The 13,093-nt window shown below is 63.1% G+C and carries 12 protein-coding genes; 9 read left to right on the plus strand and 3 right to left on the minus strand.

Features of this window, described 5'->3' with window-relative positions; genetic code table 11:
• Positions 1–48 precede the first annotated feature (48 nt).
• Positions 49–297, plus strand: a complete 249-nt coding sequence (locus NPS47_RS12115; RefSeq protein ID WP_274295184.1) for a hypothetical protein — start codon at positions 49–51, stop codon at positions 295–297.
• 6 nt (positions 298–303) lie between these two features.
• Here NPS47_RS12115 and NPS47_RS12120 read toward each other — a convergent pair whose 3' ends face one another.
• Positions 304–2,532: a TonB-dependent hemoglobin/transferrin/lactoferrin family receptor gene (locus NPS47_RS12120; protein ID WP_274295185.1), complete on the minus strand. Its 2,229-nt coding sequence runs from the start codon at positions 2,530–2,532 to the stop codon at positions 304–306.
• Positions 2,533–2,746: 214 nt separating this feature from the next.
• On the opposite strand from NPS47_RS12120, the gene NPS47_RS12125 reads away from it, so the two are divergent.
• Genes NPS47_RS12125 through NPS47_RS12150 form a run of 6 tightly spaced genes read left to right on the plus strand, consistent with a single transcriptional unit; the run spans position 2,747 to position 8,163 of the window.
• Positions 2,747–3,433, plus strand: coding sequence for an energy transducer TonB (locus tag NPS47_RS12125; protein ID WP_274295186.1), 687 nt, complete (start codon positions 2,747–2,749; stop codon positions 3,431–3,433).
• Positions 3,434–3,450: 17 nt separating this feature from the next.
• Positions 3,451–4,521, plus strand: coding sequence for a hemin-degrading factor (locus NPS47_RS12130; protein ID WP_274295187.1), 1,071 nt, complete (start codon positions 3,451–3,453; stop codon positions 4,519–4,521).
• 12 nt (positions 4,522–4,533) lie between these two features.
• A complete protein-coding gene (locus NPS47_RS12135; protein ID WP_274295188.1) occupies positions 4,534–5,421 on the plus strand; it encodes a heme/hemin ABC transporter substrate-binding protein in 888 nt (295 codons plus the stop codon).
• A complete protein-coding gene (locus tag NPS47_RS12140) occupies positions 5,418–6,455 on the plus strand; it encodes a FecCD family ABC transporter permease (RefSeq protein WP_274295189.1) in 1,038 nt (345 codons plus the stop codon). Before NPS47_RS12135 ends, NPS47_RS12140 begins: the two co-directional genes overlap by 4 nt.
• Positions 6,455–7,222, plus strand: coding sequence for a heme ABC transporter ATP-binding protein (locus NPS47_RS12145; protein ID WP_274295190.1), 768 nt, complete (start codon positions 6,455–6,457; stop codon positions 7,220–7,222). The genes NPS47_RS12140 and NPS47_RS12145 overlap by 1 nt, the downstream gene beginning before the upstream one ends.
• A gap of 56 nt (positions 7,223–7,278) precedes the next feature.
• On the plus strand, positions 7,279–8,163 hold the full coding sequence (locus NPS47_RS12150) for a ChaN family lipoprotein (protein WP_274295191.1): 885 nt from the start codon (positions 7,279–7,281) through the stop codon (positions 8,161–8,163).
• Between the two features lie 129 nt (positions 8,164–8,292).
• Here NPS47_RS12150 and NPS47_RS12155 read toward each other — a convergent pair whose 3' ends face one another.
• Together NPS47_RS12155 and NPS47_RS12160 are read right to left on the minus strand one after the other, a co-directional pair.
• Positions 8,293–9,021, minus strand: coding sequence for an aspartate/glutamate racemase family protein (locus NPS47_RS12155; protein WP_274295192.1), 729 nt, complete (start codon positions 9,019–9,021; stop codon positions 8,293–8,295).
• Positions 9,022–9,045: 24 nt separating this feature from the next.
• The gene (locus NPS47_RS12160; RefSeq protein WP_274295193.1) at positions 9,046–10,575 is read right to left on the minus strand and encodes an NCS1 family nucleobase:cation symporter-1; all 1,530 of its coding nucleotides are present in this window, start codon (positions 10,573–10,575) and stop codon (positions 9,046–9,048) included.
• 493 nt (positions 10,576–11,068) lie between these two features.
• Between NPS47_RS12160 and NPS47_RS12165 the strand changes: the two genes are divergently transcribed.
• Both NPS47_RS12165 and NPS47_RS12170 read left to right on the plus strand, forming a co-directional pair.
• Entirely contained in the window at positions 11,069–11,758 is a 690-nt protein-coding gene (locus NPS47_RS12165; protein WP_274295194.1) for a GntR family transcriptional regulator, read from the plus strand.
• A 102-nt stretch (positions 11,759–11,860) separates the two neighbouring features.
• Complete coding sequence (locus NPS47_RS12170; protein ID WP_274295195.1) at positions 11,861–13,060, plus strand: amidohydrolase family protein; 1,200 nt, start codon at positions 11,861–11,863, stop codon at positions 13,058–13,060.
• Positions 13,061–13,093: the final 33 nt, after the last annotated feature.

Below are 13,093 nucleotides of genomic sequence, written 5' to 3' on the forward strand. Positions count from 1 at the left end.
GGTCTGAGCCTGTACCCTCCCAACCGCTGTGCGGATCAAGGAACCACAGTGCTGAAACATCTGACCCGCTTCGCCGTGATCACCACGGTACTGGCCACCGCCGGTTGCTACTACCACGACTACGACCGCGACGATCATCGCTGGGACCGCGACCATCGCTACTCCCGCGATTGGGACGACGACCGCGATGACCGCGACCACCGCCAGTACAACAAACGCTATCGCGACGACGACCGTTATCGTTACTACGACAACGACCGCCGTCGCGACCGGGATGATGATGACGACGACGATTGATCGTTATCAGATTTCCCAGATCACGTTGACCGCTGCATAGCGCCCTGGCTGGGTCAAACGGCCCAGGCCAGCGGCATCTTCATCACGGCCCTGCACGTCACTCCAGTTCCAGTACTTCTTGTCGGTGACGTTGAACAAGCCGCCGTTGATCGCCACTTGCTCGGTGACCTGCCACCAGGCATTGAGGTCGAGAACACCATAACCTGGGGTCTCGAACTGACGGTCGATCAGCAAATCGGCATCGCCGGTATGGTCGACGCGGTCCTTGGCTTGCACCAGGGTCCAGGTCAACTGCCCGCCATAAATACCACTCGGGGCATCGTAACCCAGGCCCATCACTGCCTTGAGCGGGTCGACGCTGTTGAGTGCCTGACCGGTTTCTTCATCCTTGCCACGGGCATAGGCAATCGAACCCAGGGCACGGGTGCCGGCAGGCATGAACGCGTCGAGCTTGATGTCACCTTTGGCTTCAGCGCCGCGGATGGTGACCTTGCCCAGGTTACGCGGCTGGAAGGTCAGCAGGCCGGTGCCGTTAGGATCCGGCACGGTGTCGGTAGCAATGAAGTCCTTGTACTTGTTGTAGAACAGGGCGATACCAAAGCTGCCCAGGTCATAGCGACCGCGCAGGCCGAATTCATAGCTGTCGCTGGTTTCCGGCTTCAGGTCCGGGTTGCCGATCTGCTGGTAACCGAACTGCGGGTTGCTGAACTCACCGTACATGTTCACCGGGCTCGGCGCACGGAAACCGGCGGCGTACTGCCCGTACACGCTTTCATGCTCGGTCAGCTGATAAGTGACGGCGAACTTTGGCGAGATGTGGTCGTCGGTGATGCGTGACGGATCGGTTTGCGCCGGCAGCCCGTTGAGGAATTCGTCGGTGACGTGCGGGGTCTGGCGGTAGTAGTCGTAACGCAGGCCTGGCAGCAGGGTCCAGCGGCCGATCTCGATGTTGTCCTGGACGAACAGGCCCAGCGACTCGCTGGTCGGATCCGGGAAGTCGCTGACCGGGAAGTTTTCGGTGGCCGGCACGGTGGCGCCGGTGTCGAGGCGAACCTCTTTGCCGGTACGCAGGTTGCTGGCCTCGATGCGCTTGAGCTCGGCACCGTAGATCATGTGATGACGGCTGTCGCCGACGGCAAACTGCTTGTCCGCCTGGGTGTTCAGGCTCCACAGACGCTCGTCGTACTGCGAATCCCGCGTACGCACACGATTGACCCGCGAGACGGTCTGGCGCTGTTGCAGGGTTTTCTGCTGGTTGCTGCTTTCCTGGTAGTTGAGCTGCCATTTCAGCTGGTCGGCCAGCAGGCTGTCGAGGCTCAGGGTGTGCTCCAGGCTGTAGCGATCACGGTCAATGCTGTCTTTCGATTGCGAACCAAGGATGGCCGGACTGTTGAAAGTCGCCCGTGAAGTGATGTCGCTCAGCAGGTTGCTGTTGGCGTCGTCCTGATAGCGCTCGTAAGTGAACTGCAGGCGATCGCCGTCGGCATAGTCCCAGCCCAGCTTGGCCAGCAGGTTTTCGGTGGTGTAGTCGAGCGGGTTGGCCTCTTCTCGCGAGCCGCCCACGCCACCGTTGCCGCCCCAGGTGTCGGTGGACTGACCGTCTCGCCGACCCAGGTGCAGCAAGCCGTCAACCGTGCCGGTGCGCCCGGCGAAGGTGGCGCTGCGCTGCCAGCTGTCATCGCTGCCGTCATAGCCGGTCTTGATACGCGCGTAGCTGTCGTCGCCCTCTTCGAGGTAGTCGGCGGCATCCTTGGTCAGGAAGCTGACGGCACCGCCGATTGCATCGCTGCCGTACAGCGAAGACGCCGGGCCACGGATGATTTCCACCTGCTTGATGGTGTCGAGGTCGACGTAGTTGCTGCGCACGTCCTGAAACGGGCTGAAGAAGTTGCTTTGCGGAACCCGCACGCCATCGACCTGGGTCAGCACGCGGTTGTCGTCGATGCCACGGATGTTGGCCCCCGACAGACCGAAGCGACTTCCGGTACCACTGACCGACACGCCCGGCTCGTAGCGCACCAGATCCTTGAGGTTCTTGTCGTTGTGCTGATCGATTTCCCGTTCGTTGTGCACCGACACCGTGCTGGGCACCTGCAGCAGGGTTTGTGCAGTACGCGTTGCGGTCACGCTGACCGTATCGAACTGGGTAACGGGCTCGGCAGCCAGGGCCAGCGATGGCGAGAGCAGCAGCAAGGCAAGCCAGGAACGCTGGGGGAATGGCGGGCGGATCGACATCTAACTTGACTCCTGATGATCAGGCCCGGCGCGTTAACCGTCGGGGCTGACGGGGATGTGTTGGATTTTGTTCTGGGCTCAGCAATACCCCTTTCTGTGAAGAGGGTTTTACTGATAATGCTTCTCAATGGCATCGGCGACGAAGATAACCAGCTTGACTTACAAATGCAAATTATTACCATGCGCATTCATATTCAATAAGAACCAGACCTGCATGAAACACTCTTGGGGCTACCTGGTGCTGTCGGTTGCGCTGCATGTCAGTGCGGGCTGGCTATTGCACTCGCTGCGGGCAACGCCCGAGCCCCTGGCGTGGCAAGCACCGATGGCCATTCAACTGGTCAGCCCTGCTCAAGCCGCCGAGCCTGTACCTGCACAGCCAACTCGCCCGCAAGCGCCAGTGCTGCCCAGACCCGTGCCCCCAGCCGCCAAGCCGCTGCTGGCCAAAACCCAACCTGCAATCGTCAAGTCAGCGCCCTCGCCACGCAGCGAGCCGCGTGTTAGCCAGACCGCCGTTGCGTCGGCAACACCGCGCCAAACCACCCGCCAGCCGGTATCGACACCGGCAAACAGCCCCGGCACGCCCGCCCCTGCTGCGCCACCGATGTCGCCAGTGATCAGCCTGCGGCCCAGTTTTGTCAGCCCTCCGCCGCCACCGCGCTACCCGTCGCAGGCCCGTCGGCGCAACCAGCAAGGGATCGTCCGCGTCGAGGTGTGCCTGGATGAGCACGGCAAGCAACTCAAACTCACGCTGGTGCGCTCGTCGGGGGTGACAAGCCTTGATCAGGCAGCCCTCGAAGCCGTGACCCAGTGGCGCTTTCGTCCCGAAATAGTCGATGGCCGGGCCGTGCCCAGCCGCGTGGAAATACCAATAGAATTCGCCCTTACGGCGAACCGATGACCCTGAAGGAGTTCACCATGACTGCCCCAACGCTCGCCCTGGCTGCCGGACCTGAGCTTTACCAACAGTGGCAACAACTGCGCAGCGAACAATCGGGCCTGCGCGCCCGCGACGCCGCTGCCAAACTCGGTGTCAGCGAGGCCGAGCTGACCGCCAGCCGCCTGGGCGTCGATACCGTGCGCCTGCGCCCGGAATGGAAGACCCTGCTGCCGGCACTGGGCGAGCTGGGTTACATCATGGCGCTGACCCGCAATGAACACTGCGTGCATGAGCGCAAAGGCGTTTACCACGAGGTGACCATCATGGGCAGCGGCCAGATGGGCATGGTGCTGTCCCCGGATATCGACCTGCGTCTGTTCCTCAGCGGCTGGGCCAGTGTGTTCGCCGTCGACGAAAACACCGCGCGCGGACCGCAGCGCAGCATCCAGATTTTCGACCGCCAGGGCACTGCCGTGCACAAGGTGTTCCTCACCGCTACCAGTGAAGAGGCCGCCTGGGCGCCGTTGGTGGAGCGCTTCCGTGCCGAGCAACAGAGCACCGCGCTGGACCTGCAACCGCTGCCAGCCGCCAAGACCCCACGTGCCGACGCCGAAATCGATGCCGACACGCTGCGCACTGAATGGTCGCAACTTCAGGACACCCACGATTTCTTCGCCCTGCTCAAGCGCAATGATGTAGCGCGTACCCAGGCGTTGCGCCTGGCAGGTCATCAATGGGCTGAACCGCTGGCGACCGTCGAGCTGACCAATCTTATGGAAGAAGCCGGCAAGCGCGAAGTACCGATCATGGTCTTCGTCGGTAACCCGCACTGCATCCAGATCCACTCGGGCCCGGTCAGCAACCTGCGCTGGATGGACTCCTGGTTCAACGTCCTCGATCCTGCATTCAACCTGCACCTGAAAACCACTGGCATCACCGAACTGTGGCGCGTACGCAAGCCGAGCGTAGATGGCATCGTCACCAGCTACGAGGGCTTCGACGCCAACGGCGATCTGGTCATCCAGCTGTTCGGGGTGCGCAAACCAGGTGTGCCGGAGCGTGACGACTGGCGTACTCTGGCAGAATCCGCGACTACGATGACCGCCTAAGGAAGCACCTCGATGCCTAAGAAAATCCTCCTGGCCTGCGCTGCTGTGCTGTTCAGCCAGCTGGCCAGTGCCAGCGATGCCCTGCCCCAGCGCTGGGTAAGCGCTGGCGGTGCATTCAGCGAATGGGTCGTAGCGCTGGGCGGCGAAAGCAAGCTGGTTGGTGTCGACAGCACCAGCCAATTTCCGCGCTCGTTGCACAGCCTGCCCGGCATCGGGTACCAGCGTGCGCTGGCGGCCGAGGGCATTCTGGCCCTGCGTCCGGACATTCTGGTCGGCAGTAACGAAATGGGACCACCGCCTGTTCTGGAACAACTCAAGGCGTCCGGCGTACGCATCGAGCTGCTGTCAGCCAAGGCCGATGTGCCCGCCCTGCAACAGAACCTGACCACGCTGGGCCAATTGTTGGGTCAACCAACTCAGGCGCAGACGCTGCTGAGCAACTACCAGCAGCGTCTGCAACAGCAGGCTGCGGTGGTCAAGCAAGTCCGTCAGCAACACCCGGCGCCACGGGTATTGCTGTTGCTCAGCCATTCCGGGGGCAACCTGCAGGTGGCGGGCAAGGACACCCTGGCAGCCTGGATGATCGAGCAAGCCGGCGGCCAAAGCCTGGGCGAACACACGGGCTACAAGCCCGTGTCCAGTGAAGCCATGCTGGCCCTCGATCCGCAGGTCATTCTCCTGGCCGGCAGCCGCCTACAGGGCGACGCAGCACGTGCCGCGCTGCTTGAGCAGAACCCGGTACTGGCGCAAACCCAGGCTGCTCGTGACGGTCGTGTGCTGGTGATCGACCCGACCCTGCTGGTCGGTGGCCTTGGACCGCGAGTGCCGGATACCCTGGCGACGCTGACCGCAGCCTTCTATCCGCAGGCCAAGACACTGAGTGCCGAGGCTGGCCAATGACGGCGATTGTCCGACCGCGGCCGATGCTGCTCGCTTTGGGACTGGTACTGGTATTGGTAGTCTGGCTGTCGCTGGCCCTGGGGCCGGTCAGCCTGCCCTTGGGCGAAACCCTGAAGGCCGGATTGCGCCTGATCGGCCTGCCGCTCGATGGCGACGCCACACAGCAGGCAGACCTGATCCTTGGTCAGATCCGCATGCCGCGCACCTTGCTCGGCATTGCGGTCGGTGCGGTGCTGGCGTTGTCCGGGGTCGCCATGCAGGGGTTGTTCCGCAACCCCTTGGCCGACCCGGGCCTGGTCGGCGTCTCGGGCGGTGCAGCGCTGGGGGCGGCCATTGCCATCGTCGGCGGCAGCCTGGTCGGTGGGCTGCCAGCGGCCATTGAGCCTTATGTGCTGTCGGTGTGCGCCTTCGCCGGCGGCCTGATCGTCACGGCCATCGTTTATCGCTTCGGGCGCAGCAATGGCCAGACCAATGTCGCCACCATGTTGCTGGCCGGAGTGGCGATGACTGCCATGGCCGGCGCGGGGGTGGGGCTGTTCACCTACCTGGCCGATGACGCCACCCTGCGCACCCTGACCTTCTGGAACCTAGGCAGCCTCAACGGTGCCAGTTACCAGCGTTTGTGGCCGTTGTTGATTGTCGCCGTGGGGGTCGCCTTGTGGTTGCCGCGCCGCGCCGCTGCACTCAATGCGCTGCTGTTGGGCGAATCGGAGGCGCGTCACCTGGGCTTCGACGTCGAGCGGATCAAGCTGGAACTGGTGTTGTGCACCGCGCTGGGCGTCGGTGCTGCCGTCGCGGCGGCGGGCCTGATCGGCTTCATCGGCCTGGTGGTACCGCACCTGATGCGCCTGCTGGTCGGCCCGGATCACCGGGTACTGCTGCCTGCCTCCTTGCTGGCAGGCGCAGGCCTGCTGCTGTTGGCTGACCTGATCGCACGCTTGCTGCTGGCACCCGCCGAACTGCCGATCGGTATCGTCACCGCACTGATTGGCGCGCCGTTCTTCCTCTTTTTGCTGGTACGAGGGCGCACCTGATGCTCGAAGCAGACAACCTGCTGGTACGTCGCGGTCAGCGCACGGTACTGGCGAATATCGGCCTGCAGTTGCACCCTGGGCAAGTGCTCGGCGTTCTCGGCCCTAACGGCGCCGGCAAGAGCACCCTGCTGGCAGCGCTGTGCGGCGAGTTGCCGATCACCGAGGGCCATGTCAGCCTTGATCAGCGCAAGCTTGCCGACTGGCCCGGCCAGGAACGTGCCAGGCGCCTGGCGGTACTGCCGCAGAGTTCAAGCCTGAACTTCGCCTTTTCGGTCAATGAGGTGGTCGGCATGGGCCGCCTGCCTCACGCCAGTGGCCGCGTGCGCGACGCCGAAATTGTCACCGAGGCACTCGCTGCGGCCGATGCCTTGCACCTGGCGCAACGCAGCTACCTGGCCCTGTCCGGAGGTGAACGCCAACGCGTGCACCTGGCGCGGGTACTGGCCCAGCTCTGGCCCGGCGCCGAGGGGCAGACGCTGCTGCTCGACGAACCGACGTCGATGCTCGACCCGCTGCACCAGCACACCATTTTGCAAGCGGTGCGCGACTTCGCCGAACGCGGCGCGGCGGTGATGGTGATCCTCCACGACCTCAATCTGGCGGCGCGCTATTGCGATCAACTGCTGTTGCTGCAGGACGGCCTGCCCCACGCCTATGGCCCACCGGCAGAGGTGCTGACCGCCGATGCGCTGGCGGCGGTGTATGGGCTGCAAGTGCTGATTCACCAACACCCGGAACGCGGCCACCCGTTGATCATCGCGCGCTGAAACCGCGCCCCTCGTCAGCCATTGATCGAGGGGCAACTACTTAGCAAGGAATCCCGATGCGCCTTCTATTGCTTTGCCTGGTCAGCCTGTTGGCGGCCTGCCAATCCCACAGTGTCTTGCCGCCACCGGCCCCGATTGCGCCACAGGGACGTGATCATGCCGAGCTTGGGGTGATCCGCGAACTGGCCACAGGCCGCACCCTCACCCCGCAACAACTGGTGGAACGCCTGGCCGCCGCCCCACGTGTGCTGGTCGGTGAACAACACGACAATCCGGACCACCACGCCGTGCAACTGTGGCTGCTGCGCGAACTGGCCGGCCAACGGCCGCAAGGCAGCCTGCTGATGGAAATGCTCAACCCGGACCAGCAGGACAAGGTCGATGCAGCGCAGGCCGCGACCCGTGCCGGACAACCGCCAGGCGATGCGTTCCAGGCACTGGCATGGCAGGCCAACTGGGACTGGGGCGTATACGGCGCGCTGGTCACCTACGCCCTGCGCCAGCCGTATCCATTGCTCTCGGCCAACCTGAACCGCGCGCAGATCATGCAGATCTACAAACAGCGACCAGTGCTCGAAGGCGCAGCGTCAACCCGTCCTGAAGTGCAAGCCACGCTGCTCGATGATATCCGTGAGTCGCATTGCGGCTTGTTGCCCGAATCGCAGATGCCAGCGATGCTCGCCGTGCAACAACAGCGCGATCGGCGCATGGCCGAAAGCCTGCTGGCCGCCCCCACGCCCGCCGTGTTGCTGGCCGGGGCGTTCCATGTGCGCAAGGATCTGGGGGTGCCGCTGCACCTGAACGATCTGGGTGCGGGCCAAGGTAACCAGGTGCTGATTCTGGCTGAGGTAGGCAAGACCGTGACCGCCGAGAACGCTGATTATGTGTGGTACACGGCGGCACAACCGGCTCAGGATCATTGCGCCAAACTGCGGCGCTAATTAGAACACCAACACTCGGGTGGGAGCGGGCTTGTCCCGCGATGCGATATGACTGACCGCTTGCAATCGCGGGGCAAGCCCGCTCCCACCGTGTAGCCGCTGCCGAGAACGAGGCAGCGTTCCACGCAGTCAGCCGAGCAAGGCGCGCGGCCAGCCGAGAATCTCTTTCGGACGCGGCGGCGCGTAGGTGCGGACCTTGGAAGTGCTCAACTTCAAGCGCACCAGCGACTCGGCCAACGCCACCGCCGCCGTCACGCCATCCACCACCGGCACCCCGGTACGCGCCTGGATGCGCTCATCGAGCCCGACCATGCCGCCACAACCAAGACAGATCACCTCGGCCTTGTCGCTACGCACCGCCTCCTCTGCCTGAGCCACAACCGCTTCAATGGCCCGCTCGGGATCTTCTTCAAGCTCCAGCACTGCCAGGCCACTGGCGCGCACAGAAGCACAACGACTGTCCAACCCGGCCAGCTTGAGGCGATCTTCGATCAGCGGCACGGTGCGGTCCAGGGTGGTCACCACCGAGTAGCGATGGCCGAGCAGCATGGCCACGCTGGCAGCCGCTTCGGTGATGTCCACCACCGGCACGTTGAGCAACTCCTGCAAGCCTTCACGGCCATGTTCACCGTAACCGGCCTGGACTACTGCGTCATAGGGCTGGTCGTAGCTGAGCACCCGTTCCATCACGGCAATCGCCGCCAGGTAGCTCTCGAAGTTGCCTTCTACCGACTCGGCACCAAAGCGCGGGGTCAGGCCGACGATTTCAGTGCCCGGCGACGCCACGCTTCGCGCCTGGCGGGCAATGGCTTCGGTGATCGACACCGTGGTGTTGACGTTGACTACCAGTATTCTCATGACTCAGGTCCTTGTGCGTGACGCTCAGTGCTGGGCGCTGTCGACGGCAAAGTGCTCGCCGGAACAGTCCACGTAGTGTTTTTTGCGATCGGAAATCAGGTAGTACACGCCACCGGCGATGGCTGCGCCGAACAGCCAGGAGAACGGTGTCAGCTCGCTGAATGCCGGTACCAGGGCCAGCAGAACGGCGGCGATGGCCGAGGGCACCAAGGCGGCGATGGCCTTGTAATTGACCCCGCGGGTGTAGTGATAAGTGCCGCTGGCCGCCTCGCTGTAGAGGTCCGGAACATGCACCTGGGCTTTGCGGATCAGCCAGTAGTCGACCATGATGATCCCGTACAGCGGGCCTAGCAGCGCGCCCAGACCGGAGAGGAAGTAGACGATCACCAGCGGGCTGTTGTAGAGGTTCCAGGGCAGGATCAACACCGCTAGGGTGGCGCTGATCAGGCCGGCGCGGCGGAAGTTCAGGCGGCTGGGGGCCAGGCTTGAAAGGACGAAAGCCGGGGCGACGAAGTTGGCCATGATGTTCACCGCCACGGTGACGATCAGGAAGGCCAGGCAGCCGAGCACCAGGAAGGTTTTGTCGGGAATCGCGGCAATGATCTGGGTCGGGCTGTCGATGACCGTGCCATCGATACTGAACTGCGCCCCGGACAGCACGAAGCTGATCACCGCGAACACCAGGATGTTCACCGGCAGGCCCCAGAAGTTGCCGACGCGGATGGTCTTGCGGCACGGCGAGGAACGCGCGAAGTCGCAGAAATTGAGGATCAGCGTGCCATAGATCGCCAGCCACAGCGCGCCACCGGCAAAGATCTGGGTCCACATCTTCACCCCGGTCAGCGGCTCGCCCACCGACCAGGCCAGGTTGCCATCCACCCGCAAATACATCCACACCGCCAGCACCAGCACGGTCGAAAGGATCACCGGGCCGGCAAAGGATTCGTACTTGCGCACCATCTCCATGCCGAAGGTCAGGATCACCAGCTGCACGAACCAGATGGCGACGAAACTGGCCCAGCCCAGACTTGAGAGCCCGAGGATGGCGTTGTGGTCGAAGCTTGCCAGCGCCGGCCAGATCGCCACCAGCAACACCCGCAACACCACCGAGGCCAGGTAGGTCTGGATGCCGAACCAGGCGATCGCAATCACCGCACGGATGATCGCCGGCAATTGCGCACCGTAGATACCGAAGCTCATGCGGCTGATCACCGGGAACGGTACCCCGGTTTTCTGCCCCATGTAGCCGGACAGGTTCATGAAGAAGTACACCAGCGCCGCGCCGACGGCCAGGGCCGCGAGCATCTGCCAGCCGGACAGGCCGAGCGCGAACAGGCCCATCGCGAAGGAGTAGTTGGCGATGTTGTGCACATCGTTGGTCCACAAGGCGAAGATGCTGTAGCCGCCCCAACGCCGTCCGGCGGCTTTGGTCGGGGCAAGGTCGGCATTGTGCAGCCTGGGGCTTAAGCTGGCATGCCCGGACACCTGTGCAGACACGGCAGGGTCGGGTGACAGGTACGCGGTATCCAGAGGTTTGGAAGTATCCAATTGCATGTTCCCCGGTCTCCTGCTGCAGCGCCTGTGGTGCTGCAGCACATTATTGTTGGATTTGAAGAGTTGGGACCGCCGTCGGCGCCTGGACGCCGCTGCATACAAAGATTGTATGCAATTTTTGTCTTACGATTTTCGAGGAACAATATGTGTGCCACAGAGGGGGCAAGTGAGGCGTGTATCGGCCTGACTATCTGGATTAAATAATTGATTTTTAAAAATTAATTTTTTGTGGCTTTACGCTATAGAAGCGGTTTACTTGACCGAACGGTCAGCGCGCAAAGTGCAAAAAATGAGAATGTGGGTAACAGAGTCAGGTAACGTGTATCCAATAACACGATACCAATGTACACATTATCGCGGGACAAGCCCGCTCCCACCGGCACCGGTGAGAGCGGGCTTGCCCCGCGATTGCCCACATCATTTTCACCACGAAACTTTTGGTCACCGCACATTTCCGGCATGCTGGTGCCATCAAGGAATCACGGAGCTGGTAATGACCGAAAAACTCCCCGCATCGACCGTAGAACGCGTCTACCTGGGGGTCCACGAGGCAATCAGAAAACGCACCCTGCGCCCCGGCATGAAACTGGGCGAGTCCTCGCTTGCGGAGCTGTTCAAGGTCAGCCGCACCTCGGTACGCGCCGCGCTCAAGCAACTGGAAGGCGACGGCCTGGTGTCCACCGAGCTGAACAAAGGCGCCTGGGTCTCGCTGCCCAGCGATGAAGACATCCGTTCAGTATTCGAAACCCGGCGTCTGATCGAGATCGGTATCGTCACCGAACTCTGCCGCCGCGCCGACAAGCGCTTGCTGCAACCCCTGCGCCTGCATGTCGCGCAAGAAGAAGCGGCAGCCGATGCCGGCGATCACGCGCGCTACGTCAATCTGCTCGGTGAGTTTCACCTGCGCCTGGCGCAAGTGCTGGACAACCCGGTGCTGCTCGACTGGTTCCGCAAGCTGATCGAGCGCGGCTCGCTGTACGCCTCGACCCTCGATGACGAACGCCATGAAGCCTGTCGCGGCAACGAGCACCTGCGCCTGATCGAGTTTCTCGAAGCCGGCGATCAGGCAGCCGCTATCGAGCTGGTGTGTACTCACCTGAGCGGCATTGAAGAGGCGATCCTCAAAGCCACCCATAATCTGAAGGCCGACTACCACCCGCTCAAGCACCTGATCGGCGGCTGAAGTATGGGCATTCACGAATCCACTGCTATCGATCCCGATATTTAATTGGCCGATACCCCGCCACTTTTATAGGGTGTGCGGCCTCCACCAAGAGGTCGTGAAATGATTGATCGTGTGTTCGTCAATGCCGTCGCTGCCGACGGCAGTCCGCTGTCCCTGGCCGTCGCCGATGGCCGTATCGCTCGCCTGGGCGCAGATGTTGGCACCCTGGAAGGCGTCGAGCGCATCGACCTGGGCGGGCAACTGCTGCTGCCGGGCTTCATCGACGGCCATATCCACCTGGACAAGAGCTTTGTCGGCGACCGCTGGCATCCGCACCAGGCGGTCGGCAGCCTGCGCGAGCGCCTGGCCGTGGAGAAACGTGAACTGGCCCTGGCGCCGTCAATGGTCGAACGCGCCGATGCGCTGATCAGCCAGGCGGTGTCATTCGGTACGGTGGCCATGCGCAGTCATGTCGATGTCGATGCCACTACCGGCCTGAGCAACCTGCACGCGGTGATGGAAGCGCGAGAGAAATGGCGCGGTATCGTCGACATTGAACTGGTGGCCTTCCCGCAGGCCGGGGTGATGTCCTGCCCGGGCACTGCCGATGTGCTGGAAGCCGCCATTCGCGAGGGTACCGAGGTCATTGGCGGTATCGACCCGACGACCCTCGATGGCGATGCCGAGGGTCAACTGGATGTGGTCTTCGGGATTGCTGAACGTCACGGAGTAAAAGTCGACATCCACCTGCACGAGCCGGGCTTGCAAGGGGTCGAGCAACTGCAGCGGATCGCTGCCCGCACCTGCGCTGCGGGCTTGCAGGGGCGTGTAAGTGTCAGTCATGCCTATGCCTTGGGCCAGGTGCCTGAGGATGTGCTGGAGCGGATTGCCGCAACGCTCGCCAACGCCGGGGTGTCGATCCTCACCAACGCACCGGGCGATCACCCCTTCCCGCCGATCCTGCGCCTGCGCGCTGCCGGGGTGAATGTTTTCGCCGGTAACGACAATATTCGCGATGCCTGGTGGCCCTACGGCAACGCCGATATGCTTCAGCGGGCGATGCTGATCGGCTACCGCTCCGGCTTCTACAGCGACGAAGAGCTGAATGTGGCCCTGGCCATGGCCACGTCGGCGGGCGCGGCCGTGATGGGCAAAAGCGACTATGGGCTGAAGGTCGGTCATGACGCGACCTTTATCGTGATCAAGGCCCCCAACGCCGCTGCCGCCGTCGCCGCCGCCCCTGCCGAGCGGCGCTTGGTTCGCCGTGGCGAGCTGCAGGCCGCGCCGGTTGGCCTGCAGTTCGAGATTCAGCACGCCTAGCGAAGCAACAGAACCTGCGAGCGCTCGGCCACA

It is taken from the genome of Pseudomonas putida, from assembly GCF_028682475.1.
GTDB classification, from domain to species: domain Bacteria; phylum Pseudomonadota; class Gammaproteobacteria; order Pseudomonadales; family Pseudomonadaceae; genus Aquipseudomonas; species Aquipseudomonas putida_AG.

What these genes read in the sequence shown, in the direction of transcription:
- NPS47_RS12120 (WP_274295185.1), bottom strand. Translation starts at nt 2,532, where the DNA reads ATGTCGATCCGCCCGCCATTCCCCCAGCGTTCCTGGCTTGCCTTGCTG.
- NPS47_RS12125 (WP_274295186.1), top strand. Translation starts at nt 2,747, where the DNA reads ATGAAACACTCTTGGGGCTACCTGGTGCTGTCGGTTGCGCTGCATGTC.
- NPS47_RS12130 (WP_274295187.1), top strand. Translation starts at nt 3,451, where the DNA reads ATGACTGCCCCAACGCTCGCCCTGGCTGCCGGACCTGAGCTTTACCAA.
- NPS47_RS12135 (WP_274295188.1), top strand. Translation starts at nt 4,534, where the DNA reads ATGCCTAAGAAAATCCTCCTGGCCTGCGCTGCTGTGCTGTTCAGCCAG.
- NPS47_RS12140 (WP_274295189.1), top strand. Translation starts at nt 5,418, where the DNA reads ATGACGGCGATTGTCCGACCGCGGCCGATGCTGCTCGCTTTGGGACTG.
- NPS47_RS12145 (WP_274295190.1), top strand. Translation starts at nt 6,455, where the DNA reads ATGCTCGAAGCAGACAACCTGCTGGTACGTCGCGGTCAGCGCACGGTA.
- NPS47_RS12150 (WP_274295191.1), top strand. Translation starts at nt 7,279, where the DNA reads ATGCGCCTTCTATTGCTTTGCCTGGTCAGCCTGTTGGCGGCCTGCCAA.
- NPS47_RS12155 (WP_274295192.1), bottom strand. Translation starts at nt 9,021, where the DNA reads ATGAGAATACTGGTAGTCAACGTCAACACCACGGTGTCGATCACCGAA.
- NPS47_RS12160 (WP_274295193.1), bottom strand. Translation starts at nt 10,575, where the DNA reads ATGCAATTGGATACTTCCAAACCTCTGGATACCGCGTACCTGTCACCC.
- NPS47_RS12165 (WP_274295194.1), top strand. Translation starts at nt 11,069, where the DNA reads ATGACCGAAAAACTCCCCGCATCGACCGTAGAACGCGTCTACCTGGGG.
- NPS47_RS12170 (WP_274295195.1), top strand. Translation starts at nt 11,861, where the DNA reads ATGATTGATCGTGTGTTCGTCAATGCCGTCGCTGCCGACGGCAGTCCG.